General features: G+C 62.1%; 20 protein-coding genes. 16 read left to right on the top strand and 4 right to left on the bottom strand.

The features are described from left to right. Positions 1-90 precede the first annotated feature (90 nt). Positions 91-759 carry a helix-turn-helix domain-containing protein gene (locus tag PQR67_RS20340; RefSeq protein WP_408463026.1) on the bottom strand — a complete coding sequence of 223 codons (669 nt, stop codon included), beginning with the start codon at positions 757-759 and terminating at the stop codon, positions 91-93. Positions 760-977: 218 nt separating this feature from the next. On the opposite strand from PQR67_RS20340, the gene PQR67_RS20335 reads away from it, so the two are divergent. The 10 genes from PQR67_RS20335 to PQR67_RS20290 all read left to right on the top strand — a co-directional run bounded on the left by PQR67_RS20335 (position 978) and on the right by PQR67_RS20290 (position 12,108). Continuing rightward, on the top strand, positions 978-1,625 hold the full coding sequence (locus PQR67_RS20335) for an energy transducer TonB (RefSeq protein WP_408463023.1): 648 nt from the start codon (positions 978-980) through the stop codon (positions 1,623-1,625). 69 nt (positions 1,626-1,694) lie between these two features. After that, a complete protein-coding gene (locus tag PQR67_RS20330) occupies positions 1,695-2,666 on the top strand; it encodes a MotA/TolQ/ExbB proton channel family protein (RefSeq protein ID WP_408463020.1) in 972 nt (323 codons plus the stop codon). A 12-nt stretch (positions 2,667-2,678) separates the two neighbouring features. After that, positions 2,679-3,107 carry an ExbD/TolR family protein gene (locus tag PQR67_RS20325; RefSeq protein ID WP_408463017.1) on the top strand — a complete coding sequence of 143 codons (429 nt, stop codon included), beginning with the start codon at positions 2,679-2,681 and terminating at the stop codon, positions 3,105-3,107. Positions 3,108-3,117: 10 nt separating this feature from the next. Next, positions 3,118-3,549: an ExbD/TolR family protein gene (locus tag PQR67_RS20320; RefSeq protein ID WP_408463015.1), complete on the top strand. Its 432-nt coding sequence runs from the start codon at positions 3,118-3,120 to the stop codon at positions 3,547-3,549. A 22-nt stretch (positions 3,550-3,571) separates the two neighbouring features. Further along, positions 3,572-4,798: a tetratricopeptide repeat protein gene (locus PQR67_RS20315; RefSeq protein WP_408463012.1), complete on the top strand. Its 1,227-nt coding sequence runs from the start codon at positions 3,572-3,574 to the stop codon at positions 4,796-4,798. Positions 4,799-4,819: 21 nt separating this feature from the next. After that, entirely contained in the window at positions 4,820-6,337 is a 1,518-nt protein-coding gene (locus tag PQR67_RS20310; RefSeq protein ID WP_408463009.1) for a M81 family metallopeptidase, read from the top strand. After that, positions 6,334-7,491 (top strand): DSD1 family PLP-dependent enzyme, encoded by a 1,158-nt coding sequence (locus PQR67_RS20305; protein ID WP_408463006.1) that lies wholly within the window; start codon positions 6,334-6,336, stop codon positions 7,489-7,491. The genes PQR67_RS20310 and PQR67_RS20305 overlap by 4 nt, the downstream gene beginning before the upstream one ends. 137 nt (positions 7,492-7,628) lie before the next feature. Further along, on the top strand, positions 7,629-9,263 hold the full coding sequence (locus PQR67_RS20300; RefSeq protein WP_408463003.1) for a serine hydrolase domain-containing protein: 1,635 nt from the start codon (positions 7,629-7,631) through the stop codon (positions 9,261-9,263). A gap of 127 nt (positions 9,264-9,390) precedes the next feature. Continuing rightward, on the top strand, positions 9,391-11,019 hold the full coding sequence (locus PQR67_RS20295; RefSeq protein ID WP_408463000.1) for a serine hydrolase domain-containing protein: 1,629 nt from the start codon (positions 9,391-9,393) through the stop codon (positions 11,017-11,019). 156 nt (positions 11,020-11,175) lie between these two features. Further along, positions 11,176-12,108: an alpha/beta hydrolase gene (locus tag PQR67_RS20290; RefSeq protein ID WP_408462997.1), complete on the top strand. Its 933-nt coding sequence runs from the start codon at positions 11,176-11,178 to the stop codon at positions 12,106-12,108. A gap of 151 nt (positions 12,109-12,259) precedes the next feature. Here the strand turns inward: PQR67_RS20290 and dsdA are convergent, their stop codons facing one another. Together dsdA and PQR67_RS20280 are read right to left on the bottom strand one after the other, a co-directional pair. Then, a complete protein-coding gene (dsdA, locus tag PQR67_RS20285) occupies positions 12,260-13,570 on the bottom strand; it encodes a D-serine ammonia-lyase (RefSeq protein WP_408462994.1) in 1,311 nt (436 codons plus the stop codon). 148 nt (positions 13,571-13,718) lie between these two features. Next, a complete protein-coding gene (locus PQR67_RS20280) occupies positions 13,719-16,076 on the bottom strand; it encodes a TonB-dependent receptor (protein ID WP_408462991.1) in 2,358 nt (785 codons plus the stop codon). Positions 16,077-16,417: 341 nt separating this feature from the next. Here PQR67_RS20280 and PQR67_RS20275 point away from each other — a divergent pair, with 341 nt between their 5' ends. Continuing rightward, a complete protein-coding gene (locus PQR67_RS20275) occupies positions 16,418-17,878 on the top strand; it encodes a M81 family metallopeptidase (protein WP_408462988.1) in 1,461 nt (486 codons plus the stop codon). A gap of 166 nt (positions 17,879-18,044) precedes the next feature. Continuing rightward, a complete protein-coding gene (locus tag PQR67_RS20270; protein ID WP_408462985.1) occupies positions 18,045-19,142 on the top strand; it encodes a M14 family metallopeptidase in 1,098 nt (365 codons plus the stop codon). A gap of 81 nt (positions 19,143-19,223) precedes the next feature. On the opposite strand, the gene PQR67_RS20265 is transcribed toward PQR67_RS20270, so the two are convergent. Next, a complete protein-coding gene (locus PQR67_RS20265; protein ID WP_408462982.1) occupies positions 19,224-20,435 on the bottom strand; it encodes an ROK family transcriptional regulator in 1,212 nt (403 codons plus the stop codon). A 193-nt stretch (positions 20,436-20,628) separates the two neighbouring features. On the opposite strand from PQR67_RS20265, the gene PQR67_RS20260 reads away from it, so the two are divergent. The 4 genes from PQR67_RS20260 (at position 20,629) to PQR67_RS20245 (ending at position 24,401) form a co-directional block, all read left to right on the top strand. Continuing rightward, a complete protein-coding gene (locus PQR67_RS20260; protein WP_408462980.1) occupies positions 20,629-22,101 on the top strand; it encodes an APC family permease in 1,473 nt (490 codons plus the stop codon). Beyond that, positions 22,091-23,092: an ROK family protein gene (locus PQR67_RS20255; RefSeq protein ID WP_408462977.1), complete on the top strand. Its 1,002-nt coding sequence runs from the start codon at positions 22,091-22,093 to the stop codon at positions 23,090-23,092. The genes PQR67_RS20260 and PQR67_RS20255 overlap by 11 nt, the downstream gene beginning before the upstream one ends. Positions 23,093-23,323: 231 nt before the next feature. After that, positions 23,324-23,902 (top strand): CGNR zinc finger domain-containing protein, encoded by a 579-nt coding sequence (locus tag PQR67_RS20250; protein ID WP_408462975.1) that lies wholly within the window; start codon positions 23,324-23,326, stop codon positions 23,900-23,902. A gap of 76 nt (positions 23,903-23,978) precedes the next feature. Next, positions 23,979-24,401 carry a nuclear transport factor 2 family protein gene (locus tag PQR67_RS20245; protein WP_408462973.1) on the top strand — a complete coding sequence of 141 codons (423 nt, stop codon included), beginning with the start codon at positions 23,979-23,981 and terminating at the stop codon, positions 24,399-24,401. Positions 24,402-24,589: the final 188 nt, after the last annotated feature.

Below are 24,589 nucleotides of genomic sequence, written 5' to 3'. Positions count from 1 at the left end.
CGCCCGGCTGCGCCGGGGCGCTAATCCGGCCTTGACGATCACGGCATCAGGCGGCTCCCTGGACCCTCTGCGGGCGCAGAGAACGCCGGCTCATTCCTGATTCTGAACCTGATCGATGACGCGCTGTTCCTGATCCGGGTCTGTGCACACGGACAGAAGGCGGCACGAACCCTCAGATGCTGCGAGGAACGCGTGCCCCATGCTGCTATCGAAATAGACCGACTCGCCTTGCTTGAGCCGCACCGGAGCATAGAAGTCTGTGTGGAACTCGACTTCGCCTTCCAGTATGTAGATAAATTCCTCGCCGGAATGCCGGATCAGGCCGCCGAATTCGGTGGTGAACTCCTGAATGGTGCGGGCTCGCACGTCGACAATCAGCGGTACCAGTTGCTTGTTCAGCAACTCCACGGCAAGGAATGTCTCCACATAGGGGCCAGTCCGCACGGCCACGCCCTCACCTTGCCGCTGGATGACGCGCCTGCCTGGCACCGACGGGGCGGCCGCCTCGCTGCCCGGGCTATCGCCGAGCAGCCCAAGCAACTCCGACATGTTGACGCCCAAGCCGGCGCTCACAAGCGAAAGCTTCTCGTACGACAGGGACGCGCGCCCCATCTCGAGCTTCGAGATGGTTGAGATGGCAAGCCCGGTTCGTTGGCTGACTTCCTGCAATGTCAGCCCAAGTTTGTTGCGCAGTGCGCGAATGGCCTGGCCGGGCTTGCTCGGCCCGGATGGATCGTGGGTAGCGAGATTTTTCCGCATAGGTGTTTTCCGCATAAGCGATCAGTATGCCAAAAATTTTCATTACAGGACCATTACTTCCTAAATTATTCATTGTGGAAAAAAATGTTCTATTTGGAAAATTATTGGTGTAAGGTGTGGTTCATGCAGCGCTTAACGGTCTGGCTGCGATGTGGACAGATATGAGAAATGACACCTGGGGAGCGCCAACAAGGCGCCGGTGCCTGGAGGAGAGACAAATGAAATACGCTGGTCAGCGCCACTATTCCGCCAGCCGCTTTGGCGGTATCGGATTCGTGGCACTCCTACACGTAGGGCTCATCTACATTCTGGTGAATGGTCTTGCCTCGAAGGTGATTGAGGTGATCCGCAAGCCCATTGAAACCAGAATCGTCGAGGAGGTGAAGCCGCCCGCGCCCAAGCCGGCGATCATCTTGCCGCCCCCGCCGAAATTCGCGCCCCCGCCGCCGTTCATTCCGCCCCCTGAAGTGGTGGTGCCCGCCCAACCGCAGCAACTGGCGGTAGCGCAGCGTTCGGCCACGCCTCAGCCGCAATCCGCACCTATGCCCGCGCCGGCTGTGGCGGCAGCGCCTGCGCCTGCGCCTGCGCATACGGTGCACACGGAAGTAGGGGTGGTCTGCCCGAATTCGCAGCAGGTCAGGCAGTCGATGCGCTATCCGCGTGAAGCCCAGCGCAACAGCATTACCGGGGACGTACTGGTGGAGTTCGTGGTGGACGCACGCGGAAACATGCAGGACGTACAGGTTGTGAAGTCGGCGGATCCGCTTCTCGACCGGGCCGCAGTGAATGCAGTCAAGCAGTTCAACTGTGTCGCGCAAGGAGAGGACGTCCGTCTGCAGGTCCCGTTCTCGTTCAATCTGAACTGAAGGCAACGTCAAGCAATGCTGGCGGGTGCTCCCTGCCAGGTCTATGAAGAACGATCTTGGAGTGATGACATGAAGAACCCGAGTGTGGCCGCCATTGCGGCAAGCGCAATTTTCGCCCTGACCTCTGTGGCCCTGCTGAGCGCAACGGGGACCGCTTACGCGCAGTCCGCCAGCAGCACAGCCGCCACGACGAGCGCACAAACGAGTGCACAAACGAACGCACAAACGAGCACCGCACCCGCTGCGCAAGCGCCGGCGGCGCAGGCCGACCAGCCCGCTCCGCCGCCGCCGGTGGCAATGACCGAAGGGGTGTCGAATCCGTATGGGCTCGACGCGCTGTGGAAGGGCGGAGACATTGTTTCGCGGGCCACGCTCGTCATTCTGGTGATCATGTCGATGGGTAGCTGGTACATCATGGTGACCAAATTTTTCGAGCAGTTCCGCGCCAATCGTCGCGCGCGCTCGGCGGACGAGACGGTGTGGGATGCGCCGTCCCTCGAAGCCGGGGTGCAACAACTGGACGAAGCCAGCCCATTCCGTTTCATAGCGGGCAGCGGGATTGAAGCGAGTCGCCATCATGAAGGGGCGCTGCTCGAGAAGGTCGATCTGAATACCTGGATCAGCGTGTCGATCGAACGGGCGACCACGGTGGTGTCCAACCGCCTGCAGGATGGTCTCGCGTTTCTCGCGACAGTCGGCTCGACCGCGCCTTTTGTGGGTCTGTTCGGTACGGTCTGGGGTATCTATCACGCGCTGACGGCAATCGGTATTGCCGGGCAGGCGTCGATCGACAAGGTGGCAGGGCCGGTGGGCGAAGCGCTCATCATGACGGCCATTGGCCTCGCGGTCGCTGTGCCGGCGGTGCTCGGCTACAACTTCCTGGTACGCCGCAACCGCTCGGTCATGGAACGGGTGCGCGGCTTTGGCGCACAACTGCATACCGTACTCCTGAGCGGTGCCGGCACGGCTACGAAGGTTTCTTCGTATTCCATTCCTGACGACGCAGCGTCACGGCGATCCATGAAGGCGGCAACGTCGTAAGCGGAGCAGACCATGGCCATGAGTGCAGGACAAGGCAGCGAAGACCACGACGAGGTCATGTCGTCGATCAACACCACGCCACTGGTGGACGTGATGCTGGTGTTGCTCATCATCTTCCTGCTCACCATTCCGGTCGCCACGCATACGGTGAACGTCCGCTTGCCGACGCAGACGGTCCAGCCGTTGCAGACCACGCCGAAGAACATCGTGCTTGCGATCAATCGCGACGGCGACGTGTTCTGGTCGGAACAGCACGTCGATATGCCGACGCTGGTGGCGCGATTGAAAGAGATCGCCGTACAGCAGCCGCAACCCGAGGTTCAGATCCGGGGTGACGAGAACGCGCGTTACGAGTACGTCGGCAAAGTGGTGGTGGCATGCGAGCGAGCCGGCATCGCGAAGGTAGACTTCATTACGAACCCGGCTACGCACGGCGGCTGAGGAGGCAGAAATGGGAATGAATATTCCAGCGGGTGGTAGTCAGGAACCCGAAGTACTGGTCGAAATCAACACGACACCGTTAATCGACGTCATGCTGGTGCTGCTCATCATGCTGATCATCACCATTCCGATCCAGTCGCATGCGGTGAAGATGAATATGCCGGTGGGTACGCCGCCGCCCATCGTGAAGGCACCGCCGCCAGTGGTGGAGGTTGACGTGGACTTCGACGGCACCATTAGCTGGAATGGTGCCGCCCTCGCGGACCTCACGGATCTCGATCAGCACCTGAAGACGGTAGCGGCGCAAGCGGACCAGCCGGAGCTGCACCTCAGGCCCAACCGGCTGGTGCCGTACCGTCGCGTGGCTGCTGTGATGGCGGCGGCGCAGCGGCAGGGCGTCACCAAAATCGCGCTCGTCGGCAATGAGCAATTCATGCAGTAGGAACGTCTGGGATAGGTGGAAAATGAGTCGTGGACTTGGTTCTGGACGCCTGTCGTCCGCTCTGCTGCGCGCGCTGTTACTCGCTATCGGGATGAGCGCACTGCTCGTCGGCAAGTCGGGGTTTGCGGCAGAGACCCTCCGGCCTGAAGTCGCCAAACCATTGCAGACTGCGCGTGCGCTGTACCAGGCGCAGCGTTACAAGGATGCGCTGGCGAGCGTGGCGCAGGCAGAGGCCGTGCCGGGGAAATCGCAATACGAGAGCGATCTCGTTGCGCAGATGGGCGGCGCGGCAGCCGTTGCCGCCGGCGAGCTCACGGTGGCCGCGCGCGACTACGGATTTTTGATCCAGAGTGGCCGCCAGCCGCTTGCGGAACAGCAGAAGATGATGGCGGCCCTGGCGAGTCTCGCCTATCAGCAGGGAAACTATGCGCAGGCCGTGCAATGGGGCCAGCGTTATCAGAGCGCGGGGGCGGGCGATCCGCATATGAAAACGCTGCTCGCGCAGTCTTACTACATGGCGGGCAACGCCGGTGCGGCAGAAAAGCTCCTGCGGCCCGCAGTGGATGCGGAGATGCGCGCCGGGCGTGCGCCTGACGCCGACGCACTGAAACTGCTGGCGAGTTGCTACCAGAAGCAGGGCGACAACGCCGGCTACGCGGCGACGCTGGAACAACTCGTCAAATATTATCCGACGCCGGCTTACTGGAGCGAGTTACTCGAGCGCTTGCAGGCCGATCCAAAATTCGCGGGCCGATTCGAACTCGATGTCTATCGTCTCAAGCGAGCCACCAACAATCTAGGCAGCGCGAGTGACTACATCCAGATGGCGCAGCTCGCGATTCTGGCGGGACATGGGGCGGAGGCGTTGAGTGTGGTGAACCAGGGGTTCAATTCCGGCGCGCTGGGCAAAGGCGCCGATGCGGCACGCAGCGAGCGGCTCAGGAACCTCGCCACCAAAGCGGCCGCTCAGCCGCAGCCGGCCGCTACGGCAGGCAACGGCGCCGCGTTGGTCGAAACGGGTTTCAACGAGGCGCTCTCGGGGAAAAGTCAGCAAGGCATCGCCGCGATCGAGACGGGTCTCGCGAAAGGCGGCCTTGCGGATCCGAATGAAGCCCGCTTGCATCTTGGCATTGCTTACTACCTTGCCGGTCAAAAGGGGAAGGCGCTGAATGCATTTGACACGGTCACCGGCAATGGCGAAGCGGCCACGCTGGCACGACTGTGGAAGCTCGCATCGCGTAGCACGTGATCCATATAAAAAAAGGCCTCTATGCATAGTACAAACGCAACCCTGAGATTTGTCGTCGCCGGAATCTGCCACGAGACCAATACCTATGCGACGGAGTTCACGGGTTACACGCAGCTAGCCGACTTCATGTGTGTCAGCGGCGATGAAGTTGAACCGGAGTACGCAGGAACCAATCGCTCCGTAGGCGGCTATATTGAAGCGGCCGCCGCGTCGGGGATCGAACTGGTTTACTCGACGCTGGCTTTCGCGTGGCCGTCCGGGACCATTGGCGCGGGTGTCTACGAACACCTGAAGCAATCTGTGCTCGCCGGAATCCGCGACGCACTCCCGGTTGATGGCGTCCTGATGGCGCCGCACGGAGCCGGTGTGGTGGAGGGGATCGACGATCTGGAAGGCGACCTGCTTGCGGCGGTACGCGAGCTGGTCGGCGACAACGTGCCGATCGCATCGGTCTACGATCTGCATGGGCAGATGACTGATCCGATGCGTGTCTATGGCGACCTGACGCTGCCGTGCCGGCTCTATCCGCATACGGACCTGCTTCAGCGCGGCGTCGAGGCTGTCGAACTGCTGGCTCAGACAGCCCGCGGCGCGATCAGGCCGGTCACCGCAATGCACCGGTTGCCCATGTTGGGTATCGTCATGAGCACGGATCCTGGTTTTCCCGCTGCCGACGTCAATGATTTGTGCATGCGTATCGGTGAACGGCCGGGGGTGATCGATTGCTCCTGGTTCCATGGTTTTCCGTACGCGGATATTCCCGCGCCGTGCCCCACGGTGGTGTGTACGACCGATGGCGACCTTGACCTCGCGCGGCGCTGCGCCGACGAAGTTGCCGACTGGATCTGGGCAAACCGGGAGGCGTTCAGGCCCAGGGTCCTGGCTCCCGAGGACGGCGTCAGGCAGGCCCTTGCCGTCGAGTCAGGTCTGGTGGTGATCAACGAGAGTTCGGACAACCCGGGCGGCGGCGCGCCCGGCGATGCGACGCATTTGTTGCGGGCGCTTCTGGACGCGCAGCTTCCGCCCGACACTGCGTGCTTCGTGGCGATTCACGACCGGGAAGTCGCGCAACAAGCGGAGCGTGCCGGCGTCGGCGCGACGATAGAAGTCAGACTCGGCGGGAAGCTCGGCACGATGCAAGGCGCGCCCATCGTTGCGCAAGCGTATGTCAAAGCCGTCACCGACGGCCGCTTCACGAATCTTCCAGGGTCGATGCTGGAGGGCCTTCAATTCGATCTCGGGACATCGTGCAGGCTCATCATCGAGGGCGTCGATGTCATTGTTATCTCGCGTCCGACGCAGACCTTCGATCACGCGATGCTGTTGCTTCATGGCATCGACGTGAAGGGCCGCAAGATCGTTGCGCTAAAAAGCTCCAATCATTTCCGGGCGGGTTTCCAGGCCTTGGCCTCCGCAATCATTACTGTCGATAGCCCGGGTCTTAGTTCAGCCGATGTCGCATCGTTTCCTCGTTCGCGTCTCGCTCAGGACCTTTGGCCACTTCGTGAAGACATTGTGCGAGTAAGGCCCGAACTATGAGCAGCATTCACAATATCCAGGTTCTACCGGCAGCGAGTCCGGGCAATCCGATAACAAGCATCGACACACCGGCGCTGCTGCTGGACGCCGACGTGTTCGAGCGCAATCTGGACATCATGCAGGCGCGAGCCGATGAAGCCGGCGTCGCGTTGCGTCCGCATGCCAAAGCGCACAAATGCCCGGCGATCGCGCTCGCGCAGATCGAGCGCGGCGCAGTGGGTATCTGCTGCCAGAAGGTCAGCGAGGCGTTGCCGTTCCTTCATGCCGGCGTCACGGACATTCACATCAGCAACGAAGTGATCGGGTCGGCAAAGCTGGACCTGCTGGCGCGGATGGCGTTGCATGGGCGTTTCAGCGTTTGCGTCGACCACCCGGATCAGGTGATCGCGTTAGCGGCGGCAACCGCCGAGCATGGCAGCCGTATCGATGTTTTCGTCGAAATCAACGTCGGCCAGAACCGCTGCGGTGTAGCCGATGCCCGGCAGGTGTTGCAATTGCTGGAGGTGATATCCGCCCACGCTCAATTGACGTTCAAAGGCTTGCAGGCCTATCAGGGCGGTATCCAGCACATCCGCGACTATGGCGAGCGGCGTGACGCCTCGGCGCTCGCCGCGGCCCGCACGGACGAGGTCGTCGACGCACTCCGCCGCGATGGTGTGGCCTGTGCGGTTGTCACGGGCGGTGGCAGCGGCAGCGTCGAGTTCGATCTCGCCAGTGGGGTCTACACCGAAGTGCAGCCCGGTTCTTACGCCTTCATGGATGGGGACTACGGCCGCAACGTCTATACCGACGCACTGCGTTTCGAACACAGCCTGTTTCTCGCTGCCTCGGTGATCAGCGTTGGCCATAGTGACGCCGGACAGGTCGTGGTGGTCGACGCGGGACTCAAATCTCTTGCTGTCGATTCCGGTTTGCCGACGGTTTGGGGCGACGACGGCGCAAGCAATACCTTGAACTATACGGTCGTCAACGACGAGCATGGAAGTGTGCAGATGCTCAATAGCGAAGTCGTCAAACCCGCGCTGGGCAGCCAGCTTCTACTGGTGCCAGGACATTGCGACCCGACGCTCAATCTGCATGACGAGATCATTGTCTTTCGCGGGGGGCACGTTGAGGTCATATGGCCGGTGAGTGCTCGCGGTCATAGCCGGTGAACCGTTAGACTGGCGTCTTCGCCGAGATGCTCATAGTTCCGGTTCGGCCGGTTTGAAAATGATTTTCTGTTGGAAATTGCTCCAACGTACTACTAACTGTTGCGCCTCCGTGGCGCTATGTCTTGTGGAGAGGCGTCATGGTGGGTCCAGAGTTGAACGCGGATGTCAGCAAGGCACTTGACGGTATTTTTGCACCCTTCAATCGCAGCGATGCGCCGGGCCTGGTGGTGGGCATTGCGCAGCACGGCAAGCTGTTGTACCGGCGCGGTTTCGGGCTCGCCAGCCTGGAGCATGCTGTGGCCAACACGCCGGGCACGCGCATGCGGATCGGCTCGGTCAGCAAGCACTTCGCCAGTCTGCTGACGCTGCTGCTGGTCGAGGACGGCAAGCTCGATCTCGACGCACCGATCCGCAGCTACGTTCCCGAGCTTAGCGGCCCGGGCGGAGACCCCACGGTCCGGCAACTCCTGATGCATCGCGGTGGTTCGCGCTGCTATCTCGACCTTGGCTTCCTGTGCCGCGGGCTGGCGATTGCACCGCTGGGTACCGCGCTGGCCACGCAGGTTCGCCAGACCGGGCGTAACTTCGCGCCCGGCGACATGATGATTTACAACAACGGTGGCTATCACCTGGTGTCGATCGCGATCGAGAGGGTGGGCGGTGCGTCGTTCGAGGCGCAGCTAAAGGAGCGCCTGTTCGATCCTCTTGGGATGCTCGATACCGAGTCGATCCCAAGCGATTACAGCATCACGCCGGGCATCGCGACGATGCACACGCCCGCGCCTGGCGGCGGCTGGCGGCGCGGCCTGTTTCCTTCGGAGGAGAACCGCGGCGAGGGCGCCATCGTTTCGACGGTCGACGACATGCTGCGCTGGACCGAACATCTTCGTACGCAAGACCGGTTCGGCTCGCCCGCGACCTGGGCTGCGCTGACCGGGCTTGCCCCCTTTCCTGACGGAGCCGCCGGAAGTTATGGATTGGGTTTGATGGTCCAGTCTTATCGCGGTGTGCGAATCGTGCATCACTCCGGCGGTGTGGTCGGCGGCTCGAGCCAGATGCTCACGGCGCCCGACCACGAACTGGGCATCGTGATCATGGCCAATGGCGCGCCGGCGTGCTTTCCTGTGAAGCTGGCCGAGCAGGCGCTCGATCTCATCCTCGCTGAGCATCTGGGAGAGCGCACGCCGACAATCGCGGCGGCCGACTACAAGAACCTGCTCGGCGACTGGTGGTCCGCGGACACCGGCATGATCTATGGCCTCGTCGAGGAGGAAGGCGTGCTGAAGCTGTCGCTGTGCAGCAGTCCGAAAGGGTTTCCGCTGGAGAGCGGACTTAACGGCCAGGCCGTTGCACGGGGCGTCGGCGCGGGCATGGGCGATGTCGAAATCGGGCTGGACGAAGCTGTGCGCGGCGCTGGGCTGCCGGTCAGGTTCGGCGGGCAATCCGCGGTCTATCGACGGGTCGCGAAGGATGTCGCGAGCGCTGAGGCTTTCGCCGAAGCGGCCACGGGTCAGTACTACAGCGCCGATGCCGACTGCACGGCTGTTATCGCGCGGGAGGGTGAGCGCGTCGTGCTTCGCTGCGGCGATGCTTACGGGCAAGCCGAGAGCGAGCTGGTTTGTCTGGGCGAGACGCTCGCATGTACTGCACCCTCCCTGGCGGGGTGGTCCTGCGCGTTGAGTTTTTCGAAGCAAGGCGGGCGAATGAGCGGATTCCAGATCAACTCGGGGCGGACGCGGAATCTCTCGTTCGAACGGAAGCAGGCGAACTGAGTCCCGGTCAAGGTTGGATATTCGAGTGCATGAGTATCCGTTCTGGAAAAATGTCTAAATTGGAAGATATAGCAACGTACTGTTTGCTATCGCGCCGCTGTGGCGCCAAATCTGTGGAGAAGCGCTAATGGTGGGTCCAGAGTTGAATGCGGATGTCAGTAAGGCACTTGACGGTATTTTTGCTCCCTTCAATCGCAGCGATGTGCCGGGCCTGGTGGTGGGTATTGCGCAGCACGGCAAGCTGTTGTACCGGCGCGGCTTCGGACTCGCCAGCCTGGAGCACGCAGTGGCCAACACGCCGGGCACGCGCATGCGGATCGCCTCGATCAGCAAGCACTTCACCGCGCTCCTGACACTGCTGCTGGTCGAGGAAGGCAAGCTCGATCTCGACGCGCCGATCCGCAGCTACATTCCCGAACTCGCCGGCCCGGGCGGCGACCCCACGGTTCGGCAACTCCTGTTGCATCGCGGCGGCTCGCGTTGCTTTATCGACATCGGTCTCCTGTGCCGTGGATTGGCGGTGCCGCCAGTCGGGACCGGACTCGCCACGCAGGTTCGCCAGACCGGGCGTAACTTCGCGCCCGGCGACACGATGCTTTACAACAACGGCGGCTATCACCTGGTGTCGATCGCGATCGAAAGGGTGGGCGGTGCGTCGTTCGAGGCGCAGTTAAAGCAGCGCCTGTTCGATCCTTTGGGGATGGTCGATACCGACTCGATCCCAAGCGATTACAGCATCACGCCGGGCATCGCGACGATGCACACGCCTGCGCCTGGCGGCGGCTGGCGGCGCGGCCTGTTTCCTTCGGAAGAGAACCGCGGCGCGGGCGCCATCGTTTCGACGGTCGACGACATGCTGCGCTGGACCGAACATCTTGGTACGCAAGACCGGTTCGGCTCGCCCGCGACCTGGGCCGCGCTGACCGGGCTTGTGCCCTTTCCAGACGGAACCGTCGGCGCTTATGCGCTGGGTCTCGTAGTCGAACCCTATCGGGGTGTGCGTGTCGTGCATCACTCCGGCGGCGTGATCGGCGCGTCGAGCCAGATGCTCACGGCGCCCGACCATGGGCTCGACATCGTGATCATGGCCAATGGCGCGCCTGGATGCAGTCCGGTGAAGCTGGCCGAGCAGGCGCTCGATCTCATCCTTGCCGACCATCTGGGTGAGCGCGCGCCGACGATCGCGGCGGCTGACTACAAGGAGCTGCTCGGCGACTGGTGGTCGGCGGACACCGGCATGATCTATGGCCTCGTCGACGAGGAGGGCGTGCTGAAGCTGTCGATGTGCGGGGTGCCGCAAGGGGTGCCGTTGAGAAAAGTACCTGACGGACGGATCGTCTTGCCGGCCGTAGGCATGGGTGAGGTCGAACTCGGGCTGGACGATGCGGCCAGCAGCCGCGAGTTGACGATCCGGTTCGGCGGGCAATCCGCGGTCTATCGAAAGGTCGCGCGGGACACCGCCAACGTTGAAGCTTTCGTCGAAGCGGTCACGGGCCAGTATTACAGCGCCGACGCCGACTGCACAGCCGTTATTGCCCGCGAGGGTGAGCGCATCGTGCTTCGCTGCGGCGATGCGTATGGGCAAGCCGAGAGCGAGCTGGTTTGTCTGGGCGAGACGCTTGCCTGTCTCGCGCCCTCCATGATGGGGTGGTCCGCCGCGTTCAGTTTTTCCAGGCAGGGCGGCAGAATGACAGGATTCCAGATCAATTTGCCGCGCACCAGGCATCTCTCGTTCGAGCGGAAGCAGATGCGCTGAGCGCTGACCGGTATCGGCTCACACCAGGAATACACCAGGAATACCCCCGCAATCATGAATGCCGGTGACGGGACCCCGGCCCGTCACTTTTGTTTCGCAACACGATGGAGTCTGCGTTGTGCGGACCCTAACCAATCATTGAGGTAGATGAAGCGTATGACGCAAGTTCAGCCTGTTTCGATCCCCAATACCCGGAAAATCGATTTTGTTTCCGGGGTCAATGGCCATCAATACTCGATCAGCGTGGCGTTGCCGTTGCTACCGGCGCCTGAACGCGGCTACCGGGTGCTCTATGTGCTCGATGCGCATGCCTATTTCGCGAGCGCCATGGAAGCCGTTCGTGCCAACGTACATGACGTGGTTGTCGTGGGTATTGGCTATCCCAGCGATCCTGCTTTCATCAAAAAGGCCATTGAACCGCTTGGGGCGTTACCGGGATTGAATGAACTGACGTCGATGTCCTACGCCTTCGGGTTGAAGCGCATGTACGACCTTAGCTTGCCCGTCAATGCCGAAATCCTTGCTACGCAGCAGATACCGGGCTTCAATCTGACACCGGAACGGGTTGGCGGTCTCGACGACTTTCTTGCGACGATCGAAACGGAGGTCAAGCCTCGCGTCGCGGAGATGGTCTCCATCGACCGCTCGAACCAGGCGCTTTTCGGGCATTCGCTTGGCGGTCTGGCGGTTCTCCACGCGTTATTCGTCGAACCGAACGCTTTTCGAACCTTTATCGCGGCAAGTCCGTCGATCTGGTGGAGCGAGAAAGCGGTGCTGGCGAACGAGGAAAAATTTTCGGCCGCGGTGAGCGCCGGCACGGCCAGTCCACGGGTGCTCGTGACCATGGGTAGCGAGGAGGAGACGCCGACTCCTGTCCCGGCCGCGCTCGCCATGGCTCAGGCCGAACTCGACGCGCGCGTTCGCAGCAACCGCATGGTCGGGAACGCGCGTGATCTCACCGCAAGATTGCAGGCCTTGCGCGGGTCGAACGGTTATCAGGTTGAAGACTATGCGGTCTTCGCCAAACAGGGGCATGGACTTGCAGCTTGGCCGGCGCTCGGTCGCGCGATCGACTTCGCGTTTAATTGAGCGGAACAGGGCGTTGCCCAGTGATGCGTCGGAGCACGGGAGCGCACGGCCAAACTGCGTCCGTGTCATACCGCGCGCGTCACTGGGCATTGCCTGAAGACCTGAAGAAGGAGGCAGGTGCAGGAGGCAGGTGCGAACCTGCACCAGCCCCTTAGCCGCGAGAAACGTCCGGCGCTTTCGCGCGCGCCTGGAAGCGCCGATGCTCCTCGGGCGGCACCAATGATCCGCCGGTTGTCCAGATCACATGCGTCGCGGCGCTCAGGTCGAGCTTGCGAGTACGCAAGTAGTCACGGCCGGCGGCCGACTCGCTCAGCCACGCCGGTCCCCCGACTCCCGCCACGGCCGACGGTTCAAGCTCGATCTCCATCGTCCGCTTGACGACATGCAACTGCGTGTAGAGGTCGTCGTCAGTGACTGTGAATACGCCGGCGACCTGCGCGGCCATGAGCGGGCTCACAAGATAGGAGGCCTGTCCAACCGCGAGGCCGTCGGCATCCGTGCGATTGTCGAGGCCGATGTCATACACGGACACCGGTTCGTCGCAACCGGCCGCCAGTTGAACCAGCATGCAAGGTGACGCCACGGGCTCCGCGAAGAAGCAATGCACGTGCGGGCCGAACAGGGCGGTCAGGCCGTAGGTGATGCCGCCCGGCGCACCGCCGACGCCACACGGGATGTACACGAAGAGTGGATGTTCCGCGTCGACGCTGCGGCCCGCTTCGGCAAGCTGCTTCGCCAGATGGCGGGCAGCCGCTGCGTAGCCGAGAAACAGCATCAACGAACCTTCATCGTCGACGAAATGACAGCGCGGCATGGCCAGCGCCTGCGCGCGTCCGCCCGCAACAGCCTGGGCATAGTCGCCCTCGTGCTCCACGACCTGGACGCCACGTTGCCTCAGGCGCTCCTTCTTCCACAGTTTCGCGTCGGTGGACATGTGCACGACCGCCTCGAACCCCAGCGCCGCCGCCATTACGCCGATACTCAAACCGAGATTGCCGGTGCTGCCTACCGTAACCGTATGCTGCGCGAACAGCGCCCGTGCCGACGGTGAGGCGAGGAGCCGGAGATCGCCGGTGGCGTCCACGAGACCCTGTTCGATGGCAATCGATTCGGCCAGCGCCAGCACCTCGTGAAAACCGCCGCGAGCCTTGATGGAACCTGCAACCGGCAGCGCATCGTCGCGCTTGATGAACCACGTGCCCAGGGACCTGCCCGGATCGGTCAATGCGGCTTGCAGACGGTCGGCGGGCACCAGCGGCGATTCGACCTTCCCGGCGCTCGCACGGAGTTCGGGAAACAACTGCGCCATCAACGGCTCGCAGCGCGCCAGCCGGTTCTCGGCTTCGGTGATCTGGTCCGCCGTCGGAGCGTCCGCCGGCAAGGGTCGACCGGTATTCGGATTGAGCCACAGCAGCGGTTGCCGCGATCTTAGTTCGGATAACAAATCGTTGGATTCAAACATGGACTGTCTCAGTGACGCCGGCTCGAATGAGCAACGCGTGCGGGTGAGGGCGGCGTGCGCCGCCCTCACCCCGGTATGGCGGCGCGGCCCGACGATGCAGGCCGCGCCGCTGCGGAGATGCCGGCAATCTCCGCGCCCATGATCCGCTTTAGAACGGCACGTCAACCTGCATGCCGACTGTCAGCGGCTGGATAAAGATGACCGAGGCCGGGCCTCCGAGCGGAACGAACGAAGTTCCCGCCGCTTGCATGCCGCGTTTGTTGAACAGGTTATGAACAAAGAGGGAGACGTTCGCCTTGCGCAGATCGATACCGGCACGTAGATCGGTCGTGAAATAGCTCGGCATGCTGAAGTTCGGCGCGGTCTTGCTGCCAGGGAAGTTCGAGTTGCGCTGCCCGATATAGGCTTCGGTCGCACCGACGTAGGCGCGATACGAGGCGACGTTGAAGAGATAGTCGACATTGACCGTGGCCGAGAGGTCGGGCGTATTGGGCAGGCGGTCGCCCGACATGGCCCCAATGCCCAGCACGTCCTGGGTGAGCCGCGAGTCGAGATAGGTGAGGCCCGCGCCCAGATGCCACTGCGAAGTCGGATTCAGTGTGCCGAAGAACTCCAGTCCCCGCGAACGGGCCTTGCCGCCATTGGCGACCACACCGAGGGTGTTGATGATGGTATTGAGCTGGATGTTCTTCCACTCGATATCGAAGGCCGAAACGGATACCGATGCGCGCTTATCGAGGAAATCGGCCTTGTAGCCCACTTCATAACTGGTCAGCGTGTCGGGGTTGAACGTTCCCGGCGACATTTGCCCAGTGACCGGATCGTGATAGCTCGGCTGCGGACCGCCGGGGCGGTAGCCGCTCGCAATCCGCGCGTACAGGCTGCTGTTCTGCGTCACCAGATAGCCGAGCGTGAAGAGATACGTCTTGCTCGTGTCAGCCGACTGGCCAGGCTGATTCCCGGATCCGGCAAGCGGGCCCGACGCGATGGCGCTGAATGTCTGATCGTTGTGGGCAACCCGCAAACCGGCGGTTGCCGACAAGCGGGTGGTGAAGTGATAGGTCAGATCGCCGTAGGCCGCATATTCCTTGTAGGTCGACGGAAATTGATTCGTGAGCAGATTGAGCGATGTCGCGGGCCCAGCGGCAGTGAGAGACTGATTCTGGCTGGTGCGCTCGCTTGTGTAGAAAAGCCCTGCAATCCACTCGAGCTTGCGATTCGCCGGGGACGTAAGGCGCAATTCCTGCGTGAACTTATCCGTCGAGATCGCCAGGTCCGCGGAAGTCGTACGAAACAGCGGCGCACCGAATTTGGCATTCAGGATGCCAGGATAGACAGCCGAATCGTCGCTGGTCTGGCTTGAGCGTATGGTCTGATAGGCCGAAATCGCGTTCAGGCGTGCCCACCCGAAATCGTATTCGATGTTCGCGGAATACAGCTCGATGATCTGGTCGAACGGTTCATCGACCAGCCGGTTCTGGGTCAGGTCGCCGTAGACGGGTTGCCGCGTGTAGAAGTTGTAGTCGACTGACGCCGTGCCATCGCGCTTGATCTGCTGCGTGGTCGCGGTCAGGCGCACCGTCAGGGCATTGGTTGGCGTGACGGTCAGGGATGCCCGGCCGCCGCGCGTGCTGGCGCCGTCCACCCCTTTTTCCGGATCGCTGCCGATACGGTTCACGTACCCGCCATCCTGCTGGTTGAAGGCGCTGACTCGCAGGGCGGCGACATCCTGCTTGATGGGCACATTCACCACCGCGCTTTCGGTGTGGTTGAGGCCGCCGTGGTCGGTGCCCGAGAGCATCACGCCGGCATGACCGGTGACGCCGCCTTCGGTGTCCGGCTCGTTTGTCACGTATTTCAGCAAGCCGCCCATCGCGCCCGCACCGTACAACGTGCCTTGCGGACCTCGCAGCAACTCGATGTGGTTGAGGTCGAGCAGGCCCATGTCCAGTGAAAGCTGTGAACCGGACCCATAGATCGTACTGGAGCCAAACGGCACTTCGTCGACGTAGACACCGACCGTCGGCGAGATGTCGGTGCCGGTCGTGACCCCGCGCATCGTGATCTGGGCATTGCCCGCTCCCACCGAGGAAAGGGATACACCGGGCTCCTTCGTCAGGTAATCGCGCATCGACGCGTCGCCCTTGCGTTGAAGCTCTTCCGAGCTCAACGCATTCACCTGCATCGGCACTTCACGCGCCGGCTCGCGGCGCCGGTTCGCCGTAATTTCGACGGTGTTCAGGGTGGTGGCGTTGCCTGCCGCAGCGCTCTTCGCCGGCGCCTGCGGTTTGGCCGGCGCCGCTGCGTTGGCGGCGCTCGCGGCGACCGGCGCGGAAGCCGGCGCCGGCATGGAGGGCGCCGTTTGCGCGTGGGCGCACAGGACCGTCAGCCCGACAGCGGGTCCGACGAGCATCGAGGCATAGCGCCCGCCTGCGGGCCGCACGACAACGCGGCCGATGTGGTGTTTTCCCCGCGGGGGCCTGTTCTGCTTGGTCTTTATACCCACGATGGGTCTCCTCCTTGAATTCCATGGTCTCGGTTCAGCTGGCTGGCGTGGACCGGCCGGATCTTTACCGCTTCTTGTACCGGGCCACGTGCACAAGGTAGCAAAAATTATCCTAAAAAGAAAAAGATTTTCAAAAATGGGTATTTGAGCCGTCCTGGACAACCCGGGAAAGCGCATCATCCCGGTCGCGACCGGCGACTTTTGCCACACGCGGCGTGCTTGTCACGGTGTTCAAGGAAGTGCAGTTTTCCTAAATGGAAATATTTTTCCCGTTCTGTACAATGGGAAGTACTGGCAGGGCGCCCCCGGCCTGATGACAATTCGCGATCGAAAGAGACAAAATGAAATTCTTCATGGCCGGGCTCGACACCGAGACCAATACCTTTTCGCCCATCCCCACCGGGCGGCAAAGTTTCGAGCAGCTATTGCTCGCCTATGGAGACGCCACGCAGCGTCAACTGAACTGCTGCTCCGCCCAGCTTGCAACCTGGAAGCAGATGGCCGAGGCGCGAGGCTGGACGGCGGTCGAAAGTCTCTGCGCGGTGGCGGAACCGGGCGGCATTACCAGCCGCGCTGTGTACGAAGAGTTTCGGGAAAGGATCGTTGCCGATCTGAAGGCAGCGGGCACAGTCGATTTCGTCATGCTCGCGCTGCACGGCGCGATGGTGGCCGACGGTTATGACGACGTTGAAGGAGATCTGCTCAGCCATATCCGGCAGGTTGTCGGGCCGGACCTGCCGATTGGGGTGGAACTGGATCTGCACGCCCATCTCACACCGCTGATGCTCGATAAGGCGACGGCAATCGTGACGTACAAGGAGTACCCGCATGTCGATATCGAAATTTGCGCGGCCCAGCTCTTCGAGCTCGTTGCCGACACGGTCGCCGGTAAAGTCAGGCCCCGGATGGCGATGTTCGATTGCCGGATGCTCGGTATCTTCAGGACGCAGGATCAGCCTCTGCGCGAGTTCGTCGAAAGAATGAAAGCGATGGAAGGCGCCGATGGCATTCTCTCCGTGTCTTTCGTGCACGGTTTCCCATGGGGCGATGTCACGGACGTCGGCGCCAGGATGCTCGTGATCGCCGACGGCGACCAACGCAAGGCCACCGCCGTGGCCGCGGCACTGGGCCACGAGCTCTGGAGCAAACGCGCAGCCCTGACGCCGGTTTTCCAATCGATAGACGAAGCGTTGGATCGCGCATGCGCCGCCGCCGAGGGCCCGATCGTTCTGGCCGATGTGTCCGATAACGCGGGCGGCGGTGCACCCGGCGATTCGACTTTTATTCTGCAAAGAATCCTGGAGCGCGGCATCGACAATGTGATTAGCGCGCTGTACTGGGATCCCGTTGCCGTCCGTTTCTGCCAGGAGGCAGGCGAAGGCGCGAGACTGAAACTTCGCGTTGGGGGAAAAGTCGGTGCCGCTTCGGGGCAGCCACTGGATCTGGACGTGACCGTGCGCCGGATCGCGTCCGGCATCACGCAGCGATTCGGCCTCGTCCCGATCAGTATCGGCGACGCGGCATGGGTCAGCATCGGTAACGTCAATCTGATTCTGAACACGCATCGAACGCAAGTTTTCCACCCTGAATTCATGGTCGCGTTGGGACTCGATCCGAGTCAGTTCAAGATCATTGTCGTGAAGTCCCTGAATCACTTCCACGCGGCCTTTGCTCCGCTCGCCAAAGACGTTATTCATGTCGACGCGCCGGGCACGCTCGAAAGAGACTTCGCCACCCGGTCCTATACGAAGGCGGGCAGGCCGTTGTGGCCGGCTACAGACGATCCGTTCGCGGACGCGTAGATGGACCACTAATCGACCCGTGGCGGGATGCGGCGTAGCGGATTCGAATCTCTCACGAGCCGGTTACAGGCGGGCGGAACAGATGAGAACGGAGCAGCGCTATCCTTCAGCGAAGAAAGGAATGGCTTCATCGCCCGGCGTTCATACAAAGATTGGAGACATTGAAATGGCGGTACAAAACTACTTTTCAGCCACCTACGTCGAAGCGCGAGAAAAATTTCTTGGCGCCTCTCAGGCTTTGGGCATGAGCGTTGGGCGCGTATTTCATCCGCACAGGATCGGGCCCGATGGAGCGGCGCTGTCGATCGATTCCGCGCTGTTCTCGCCCGGCAACGCCAGGTCACTGCTCGTCATCACGTCTGGAACGCACGGCGTGGAGGGGTTTTGCGGATCGGGATGCCAGGTCGGCTTGCTGAACGACACGGATTTTCTGGACGAACTGCGGCATGAGGCGGTCGCGCTGCTCCTCATTCACGCTGTCAATCCTTATGGGTTTGCGCATCTGCGCAGAGTGAACGAAGACAATGTCGACCTGAATCGCAATGGCGTTGATTTCAGCATGGCTAACGGCGCCAACCCGGATTACAGGGAACTCGACGCGTTGCTCCTGCCTGAGACGTGGCCTCCGACGGATGCCGACAATGACGCGCTTGCCGGCTACATCCGGCAGCATGGCGAGCGCAAGTTGCGCGAGACCGTGACGAAGGGGCAATACGAAGTGCCCGACGGCATGTTCTACGGCGGAAGCTCGCGATGCTGGAGCACGCGTGAGGTCAACGCGATTCTCGGCGCGCACCTGCCCAACGTCGATCGTTTGGCGTGGGTGGACATCCATACCGGTCTCGGCGCGCATGGTCACGGCGAGAAAATCTTCATGAGAGACGACCTGCCTGAACTGCAGCGAGCGCGTGACTGGTGGGGCGCCGATGTCAAACAGATCGTCGATCCGCGTTCAGTGTCGGCCGTGATCGACGGGCCGTTGATGAATACCGTCTACGAGGGATTCCCGGCAGTCGAAAAGACCACGCTCGGCCTCGAATTTGGAACCTATGAGACGTCGCGGGTCTTGCATGCGCTGCGCGCGGACCATTGGCTGCATCGGCATCCGGATGCATCCGCTGAACAGTCGGAGCAGATCGGGCGCGACCTGAAAGACGTTTTTTACTGCGATTACGACGCATGGAAAGGCATGGTGTTCGCACAGGCGCGCGTCGTCGCACTACAGGCGATTATTGGTCTTTCCGGGAAGGGCGGCCAGGCCTAAGTCCCGGCTGACTGGCTATCTCATGGGCGGGGGTTAAACCCGCCACTAGTCGATATCCAGTAGTTCGGAATCCTTGTCACCCTACGAAGTCGCATACCCCAGCCGCTCAAACGCTCTAAGCCGCCCGCGTTCGACGCCTAAAACAATCGCTCCCAGCAGCACGGCATCGGTGGCAGTCGCCGACACCGCGAACTCAGGCACAGGAATGGGCAGCCAGTCAGCGAGATGAGCCCGGATCGTCGGTAGAAGCAGGGCACCGCTTCGCCCAATACCGCCACCGAGCACAACCAGCTTCGGATCGAGAATCGGAATAATCGACGCGAGGCCCCACGAGAGCTGTCGCGCTTCTTCCGCGACGCAGTCGAGTGCGCGCGGATCGCCCGCGTGAGCCGCCACGAATACGGCTTCAGCATTGGCCACGTCGAGACCAAGCCGTTGCGCATGGGCAACGATTCCCTTCGCCGCGGCGGACACCTCGAACATCGGGCGATAGATACCATCGGACTTCGAGCCGACCACCGGAGCCGCGGGCAGCACCGCAATCTCGCCGGCAAAACCATGGGCGCCGCGATGCAGCCTGCCATCGGCGATGATCCCCAGCCCGACACCGGTGCCGACCCACATAAAAACGAAGTTGTCGACGCCGCGCCCCAGGCCGTGCTGCTGTTCGCCGAGCGTGGCCAGGTTGATGTCGTTCTCAACCAGCAGGTCGGTATCGAGCGTTTCCCGCAGTGACGGAATCAATCCCACTCGCTCCAGATCCGGCAGGTTCGGCGCGAGACGGAGCCGGTCGCTTTCCGCATCCAGCACGCCCGGCGAGCCGAGCACGGTTGCGAGGACCTCGCTCTTCGAAATGTGCTGTTCTTCAAGCATTGCGCCGACGAGCTCGACGATTCGGGCGACCAGCCGTTCCACGCGGGCAGGAGTGCGCTTGTCGAGCCGCGCCACCACTGTCCCGGTCAGATCGGCCACCGCGCCCCGTATCCATTCGGCGCCGACGTCGATCGCGACCACGAAACCTGCTCGCGCCCGGGGCGCGTAAAGACGCGGGGAGCGTCCCGCGCTGCCGCCGCGCACGCCGGTCTGTTCGACGAGTCCCAGCCGTTCGAGATTGGCGAGTGCGGCCGAGACCGTCACCTTCGACAGCCCGGTGCTCTGCGCGAGTTGCGGGCTGGAGGCGGGCGCCAGCGACAACAGATGCTGGTAGATGGCCCATTCGTTGCCCTGACGGACGAACGCGGGACCTCGGGTGACGGTGACTGTCGGCCGGCTGTTCTTTCTATGCGCGTGCATGGGGCGTCTGGTTTCGGGATGGCCGATCCTATCAACGACTGTCCGGCTGGGCAAGCCGCTCGCCGTCGATTCGAACCGAAAACATTTTTGGTTCGATTGCATTAGTAAAGAAAGTTTCCTATCATTCGCAAAAAAACAGATGGGCCCCGGAGCATCTGACTATCAACGCGGCGTGCGCCGCAAGGAGACATACATGAGCGATTCCGCCTGGCAGGAGCCGTCCCCACCCGCATTGGCTGACGTGGCCGAGCGGCCCGCGACCGAAGCGCCGCATTTCCAGCGTTCCGTCGGCCTGTTCTCGGCGACCGCGGTGAACATGATTCAGATCTGCGGCGTGGGCCCATTCCTGACCATTCCGGCCATCGTGGCCGTGATGAATGGGCCGCTTGCCGTCATCGGCTGGATTCTCGGGGCGGTGCTGGCCATGGCGGACGGCCTCGTCTGGGCGGAACTCGGCGCGGCGATGCCGGGCGCGGGCGGCACCTATCTCTACGTGCGCGAAGCCTTCCAGTACCGCACCGGCAAGCTGATGCCCTTTCTGTTCGTCTGGACCGCGATGTTGTCCATTCCACTCATCATGAGCACGGGCATCATCGGCTTTGTCCAGTACCTGGGGTTCTTCCTGCCGACGCTTTCGGCGTGGCAGACGCACGCGATCGGCGTCGGCGCGACCGCGCTGGTCGTCCTCGCGCTGTATCGGCGGATCGAGTCGATCCGTGCCTTGAGCGCGGTGCTGTGGATCATCATGATGCTTGCGGTCGGGCTCACCATTGCCGCCGCGTACTCGAACTTCCATCTGAACCTTGCCACGACACTGCCGCCCGACGCGGGCGATCTCGGCAAGTTCTTCACGGGCCTCGGTGCGGGTCTGATCATCGCCATCTACGACTACGCGGGCTACAACACGACGGCGTACATGGGGGACGAACTGAAGAATCCCGGCCGTGTCATGCCGCGCTCGATCATCGTGTCGATCGTCGCCATGATGTTTCTTTATCTCGCGTTGAACGTCGGCGTGATCGGCACGGTGCCATGGCAGGAGGTGGCCAAATCGACCTCGGTCGCGTCGCTCGTCGTGTCGCGCAATTGGGGGCATGCAGCGGCGGCGGTAGTCACCGTTCTGATCCTGGTGGCGGCGCTTGCGTCGGTATTTGCAGGACTGCTCGGCGGTTCGCGCGTGCCTTTCTATGCGGCCCGCGACGGCGTATTTCTTGCCGCATTCGGCAAACTGCATCCGAAGCACAACTTCCCACACGTCGCGTTGCTTGTCATGGGCGTGGTCACCGCGGCCGGAACGTTTTTCGATCTGACCTCGGTGATCAATATGCTGGTCGCCGTCGCGGTGCTGCTGCAGTCGGTGGCGCAGATCGCGGCGTTGACCGTGCTGCGTCGCCGTCAGCCGACCTTGCATCGCCCGTATCGGCAGTGGCTCTATCCGGTGCCGAGCCTGGTCGCGCTGGTTGGCTGGCTCTATGTTTTCTATGCGACAGACCGTCAATCCCAGTTGATGTCGACCGGTTGGCTCGTCCTCGGGCTGATCGCGTTCCTGATCTGGGCGCGTGTCGCGCGGCAATGGCCGTTTGGTCCGAAGCCTATCCGTGAGGTGTTTCTCGAACGCCAGGCGGACAGTATTGCAACAGCGAAAACCGAAACACATGCACGTTAAAGACCTGGATGAAATCCAGCGCACCGGCGCTGACGCACACGGATTCCTGCTGGCTATCGATTTCGGCGGCACCAAGATCGCCATGGCGACCACGACGCCAGCCGGACAGCGCCTTCATGAAGCGGAAATTCCGACCCTGGCGGAGCAGGGCGCGGACACCGTCATGCAACGCATGTTCGAAGCCGCGCGGGCGCTGATTGCGAAGACGCGCGCCGGTGTGGAGCGGCGATTTCTGGCGGTGGCCGCGGTCACGCCCGGCATTATCGAACCCGACGGCATCCGGCTCGCCCCGAACAATCCCGGTTGGGATCGGCTCGCACTCCGCGATGTACTGCGCACAGGCTTTGCTGCCCAGTGCATCACTGTCGAAACCGACGTCAAAGCCGCGGCGCTGGCGGAAGCCCGCTGTGGTGCGCTTGCCGGCGTCGATTGCGGCCTGTATCTGAACCTGGGAACGGGTTTGGCGGCGGCTGCCGTGATCGATGGAAAAGTGCTGCGCGGCGCGAATGGCGCGGCGGGCGAGATCGGCTATCAGTTGCGCGGCGCGCCGGACGACGTGCTATTCGCCGACGGCGGCGCGTCGCTGGAAAACTTCGTCTCCGGCCGTGCGATTGCCGATCGCGTGAGCGCGCTGCTGGGACGACATGTCAGTACGCACGAAGCGTTCGCGTTGCAGGATTCCGTACCCCAGGTGGCGGCGCTGATCAAGGACGCATTCGGCAGCCTCGCGAGGCACGTCGTCAATCTGACGCTGATGCTGGATCCGTCGCGGATTGTGATCGGTGGCGGTATGGCGCGTATCCCTGGCATTCCTGATGGCATGCGTTCGCTGCTGGCGCGAGCCGTCCCTTATCCGCCAGAGGTGGCGATTGCCGCTTTCGGTCACGGCGCCGCTTTGCAAGGCGCGATTGTGGCCGCGAGCGATGCGTGGGCATTGCGCCAGTCGTCATCCGGTCACTCGCCGTTTCGGGAAGTCGCGTCCGCGATGTAGTTGCAGCTCGGCGATGTGCCCCGTTCAACTGGTTTCCCCGAGGGGCAGGCCTGACGCTTTAAAGCTTGTCAGAAAATGTGGAACCTACTAATATGGTTCCAACGCCAGAGGCCGCGAGACGTGAGTGCTCGCGTACCAGCCAGGATCGCGGCACCTGCCGCGGCCGACCCTGTGCACGAGCGGTTATGCGCCAGACCCTGTTCAGGCGGGCACGTTTTATCTGAGGCTCCGATGTCGATAACTGCTGACGATCTGAATTTTCGATTTACCGCGGACCGATTGTGCCTTGATCTCGCCTCGACGCTAGGGGAGCGCGGCCATAGAGATATCGAGCGACTCAATACCGCGGAGGATCTTGAGGTTTGGACCGTTGAAGCCGGACTGCTGGACTCACCTATACCTGCTTCGGACGATGATCTCGCCCGGGTCAAGGCGCTGCGACGCGTGCTGATCATGGTCTTTGAGGGAATGCTTGAGGGGTTGCCGCCTCGCAGGCGCGATCTGCACGTATTGAACGATCTGGCGGCCGCAGCGCCGGTGGGGCTGCAAATCGGGAACGATGCCGCGACGTTGCGAAAGGTACCCGTTGACGGCTATGCGTGTGTTCTTTCCACTATTGCCCGGGATGCAATTGAGTTGCTTGCGTCGCAACCTGACACGCGCCTGAAGGCATGTGAAGAGCCCGCATGCAAGATGTTGTTCCTCGACACAAGTCGCACCGCGAACAGGCGTTGGTGTTCGATGGTGGGTGCCGGCTGCGGCAACAGGGCGAAGAAAAAAGCCTTCAACGAACGGAACAGGGAGATATAGCGCGAGAAGTGGCGTGATATATCCGTCTTCCGATCTTGTTGATAAGGTATGTAGTAATGCTAATGGAGTTGTAAAAATGACTGGTGCCGAACCTGATGCATTTGCGACTTTGATGGCGTTTTACGAAGCCGAAACGCAGTATCTCGCGTCTGATGGCGAAGATTTCTCGCCGATTGCGAAGATACTTGATGCTGAGTGCGTGATTCGTCAAGCTGCGTCGCTTCCGTATGGGGGAATCTGGCGGGGGCACGCGGGCTTCGAGGCATGGATGAAAGCTTTTGCCCAACAATGGTCGAGTCTTGACGTAGTCGACCCGACTTTCTACACGATCGACGAGAACATCTTTAGCCGGTCGCACGTTTATGCCGTCGCGAAGCGCAGTGGCGTTGCGGTTGACTGGCCGCTTCTTCAGCACTTCGTCATCCGGAACGGGAGGATTCTCGAACTCAGCCCGTTCTACTGGGACACGTCGCTCGTGCTGCGAGCGTTGGCGGATTAACCCGCTCAACCAGACCGTCCATTGCCCCGGATTACTCGCCCCCCAGGTAGCAGGGCCTCAGCGCAAGCCCGGCGAAAGCCGTGCGAATGAATTTGTAAATGCGGATGATTGTCATTTGCGTTTTTATTGACGTGCCAATGCACGATAGGTAGGATGCGCTGCTGCCCGGGAAGTGGGTGACCTGGACG

Origin of the sequence: Paraburkholderia fungorum (assembly GCF_046026025.1) — a bacterium.
Classification (GTDB): domain Bacteria; phylum Pseudomonadota; class Gammaproteobacteria; order Burkholderiales; family Burkholderiaceae; genus Paraburkholderia; species Paraburkholderia fungorum_E.
This window is presented reverse-complemented; position numbering and strand designations above follow the sequence as displayed.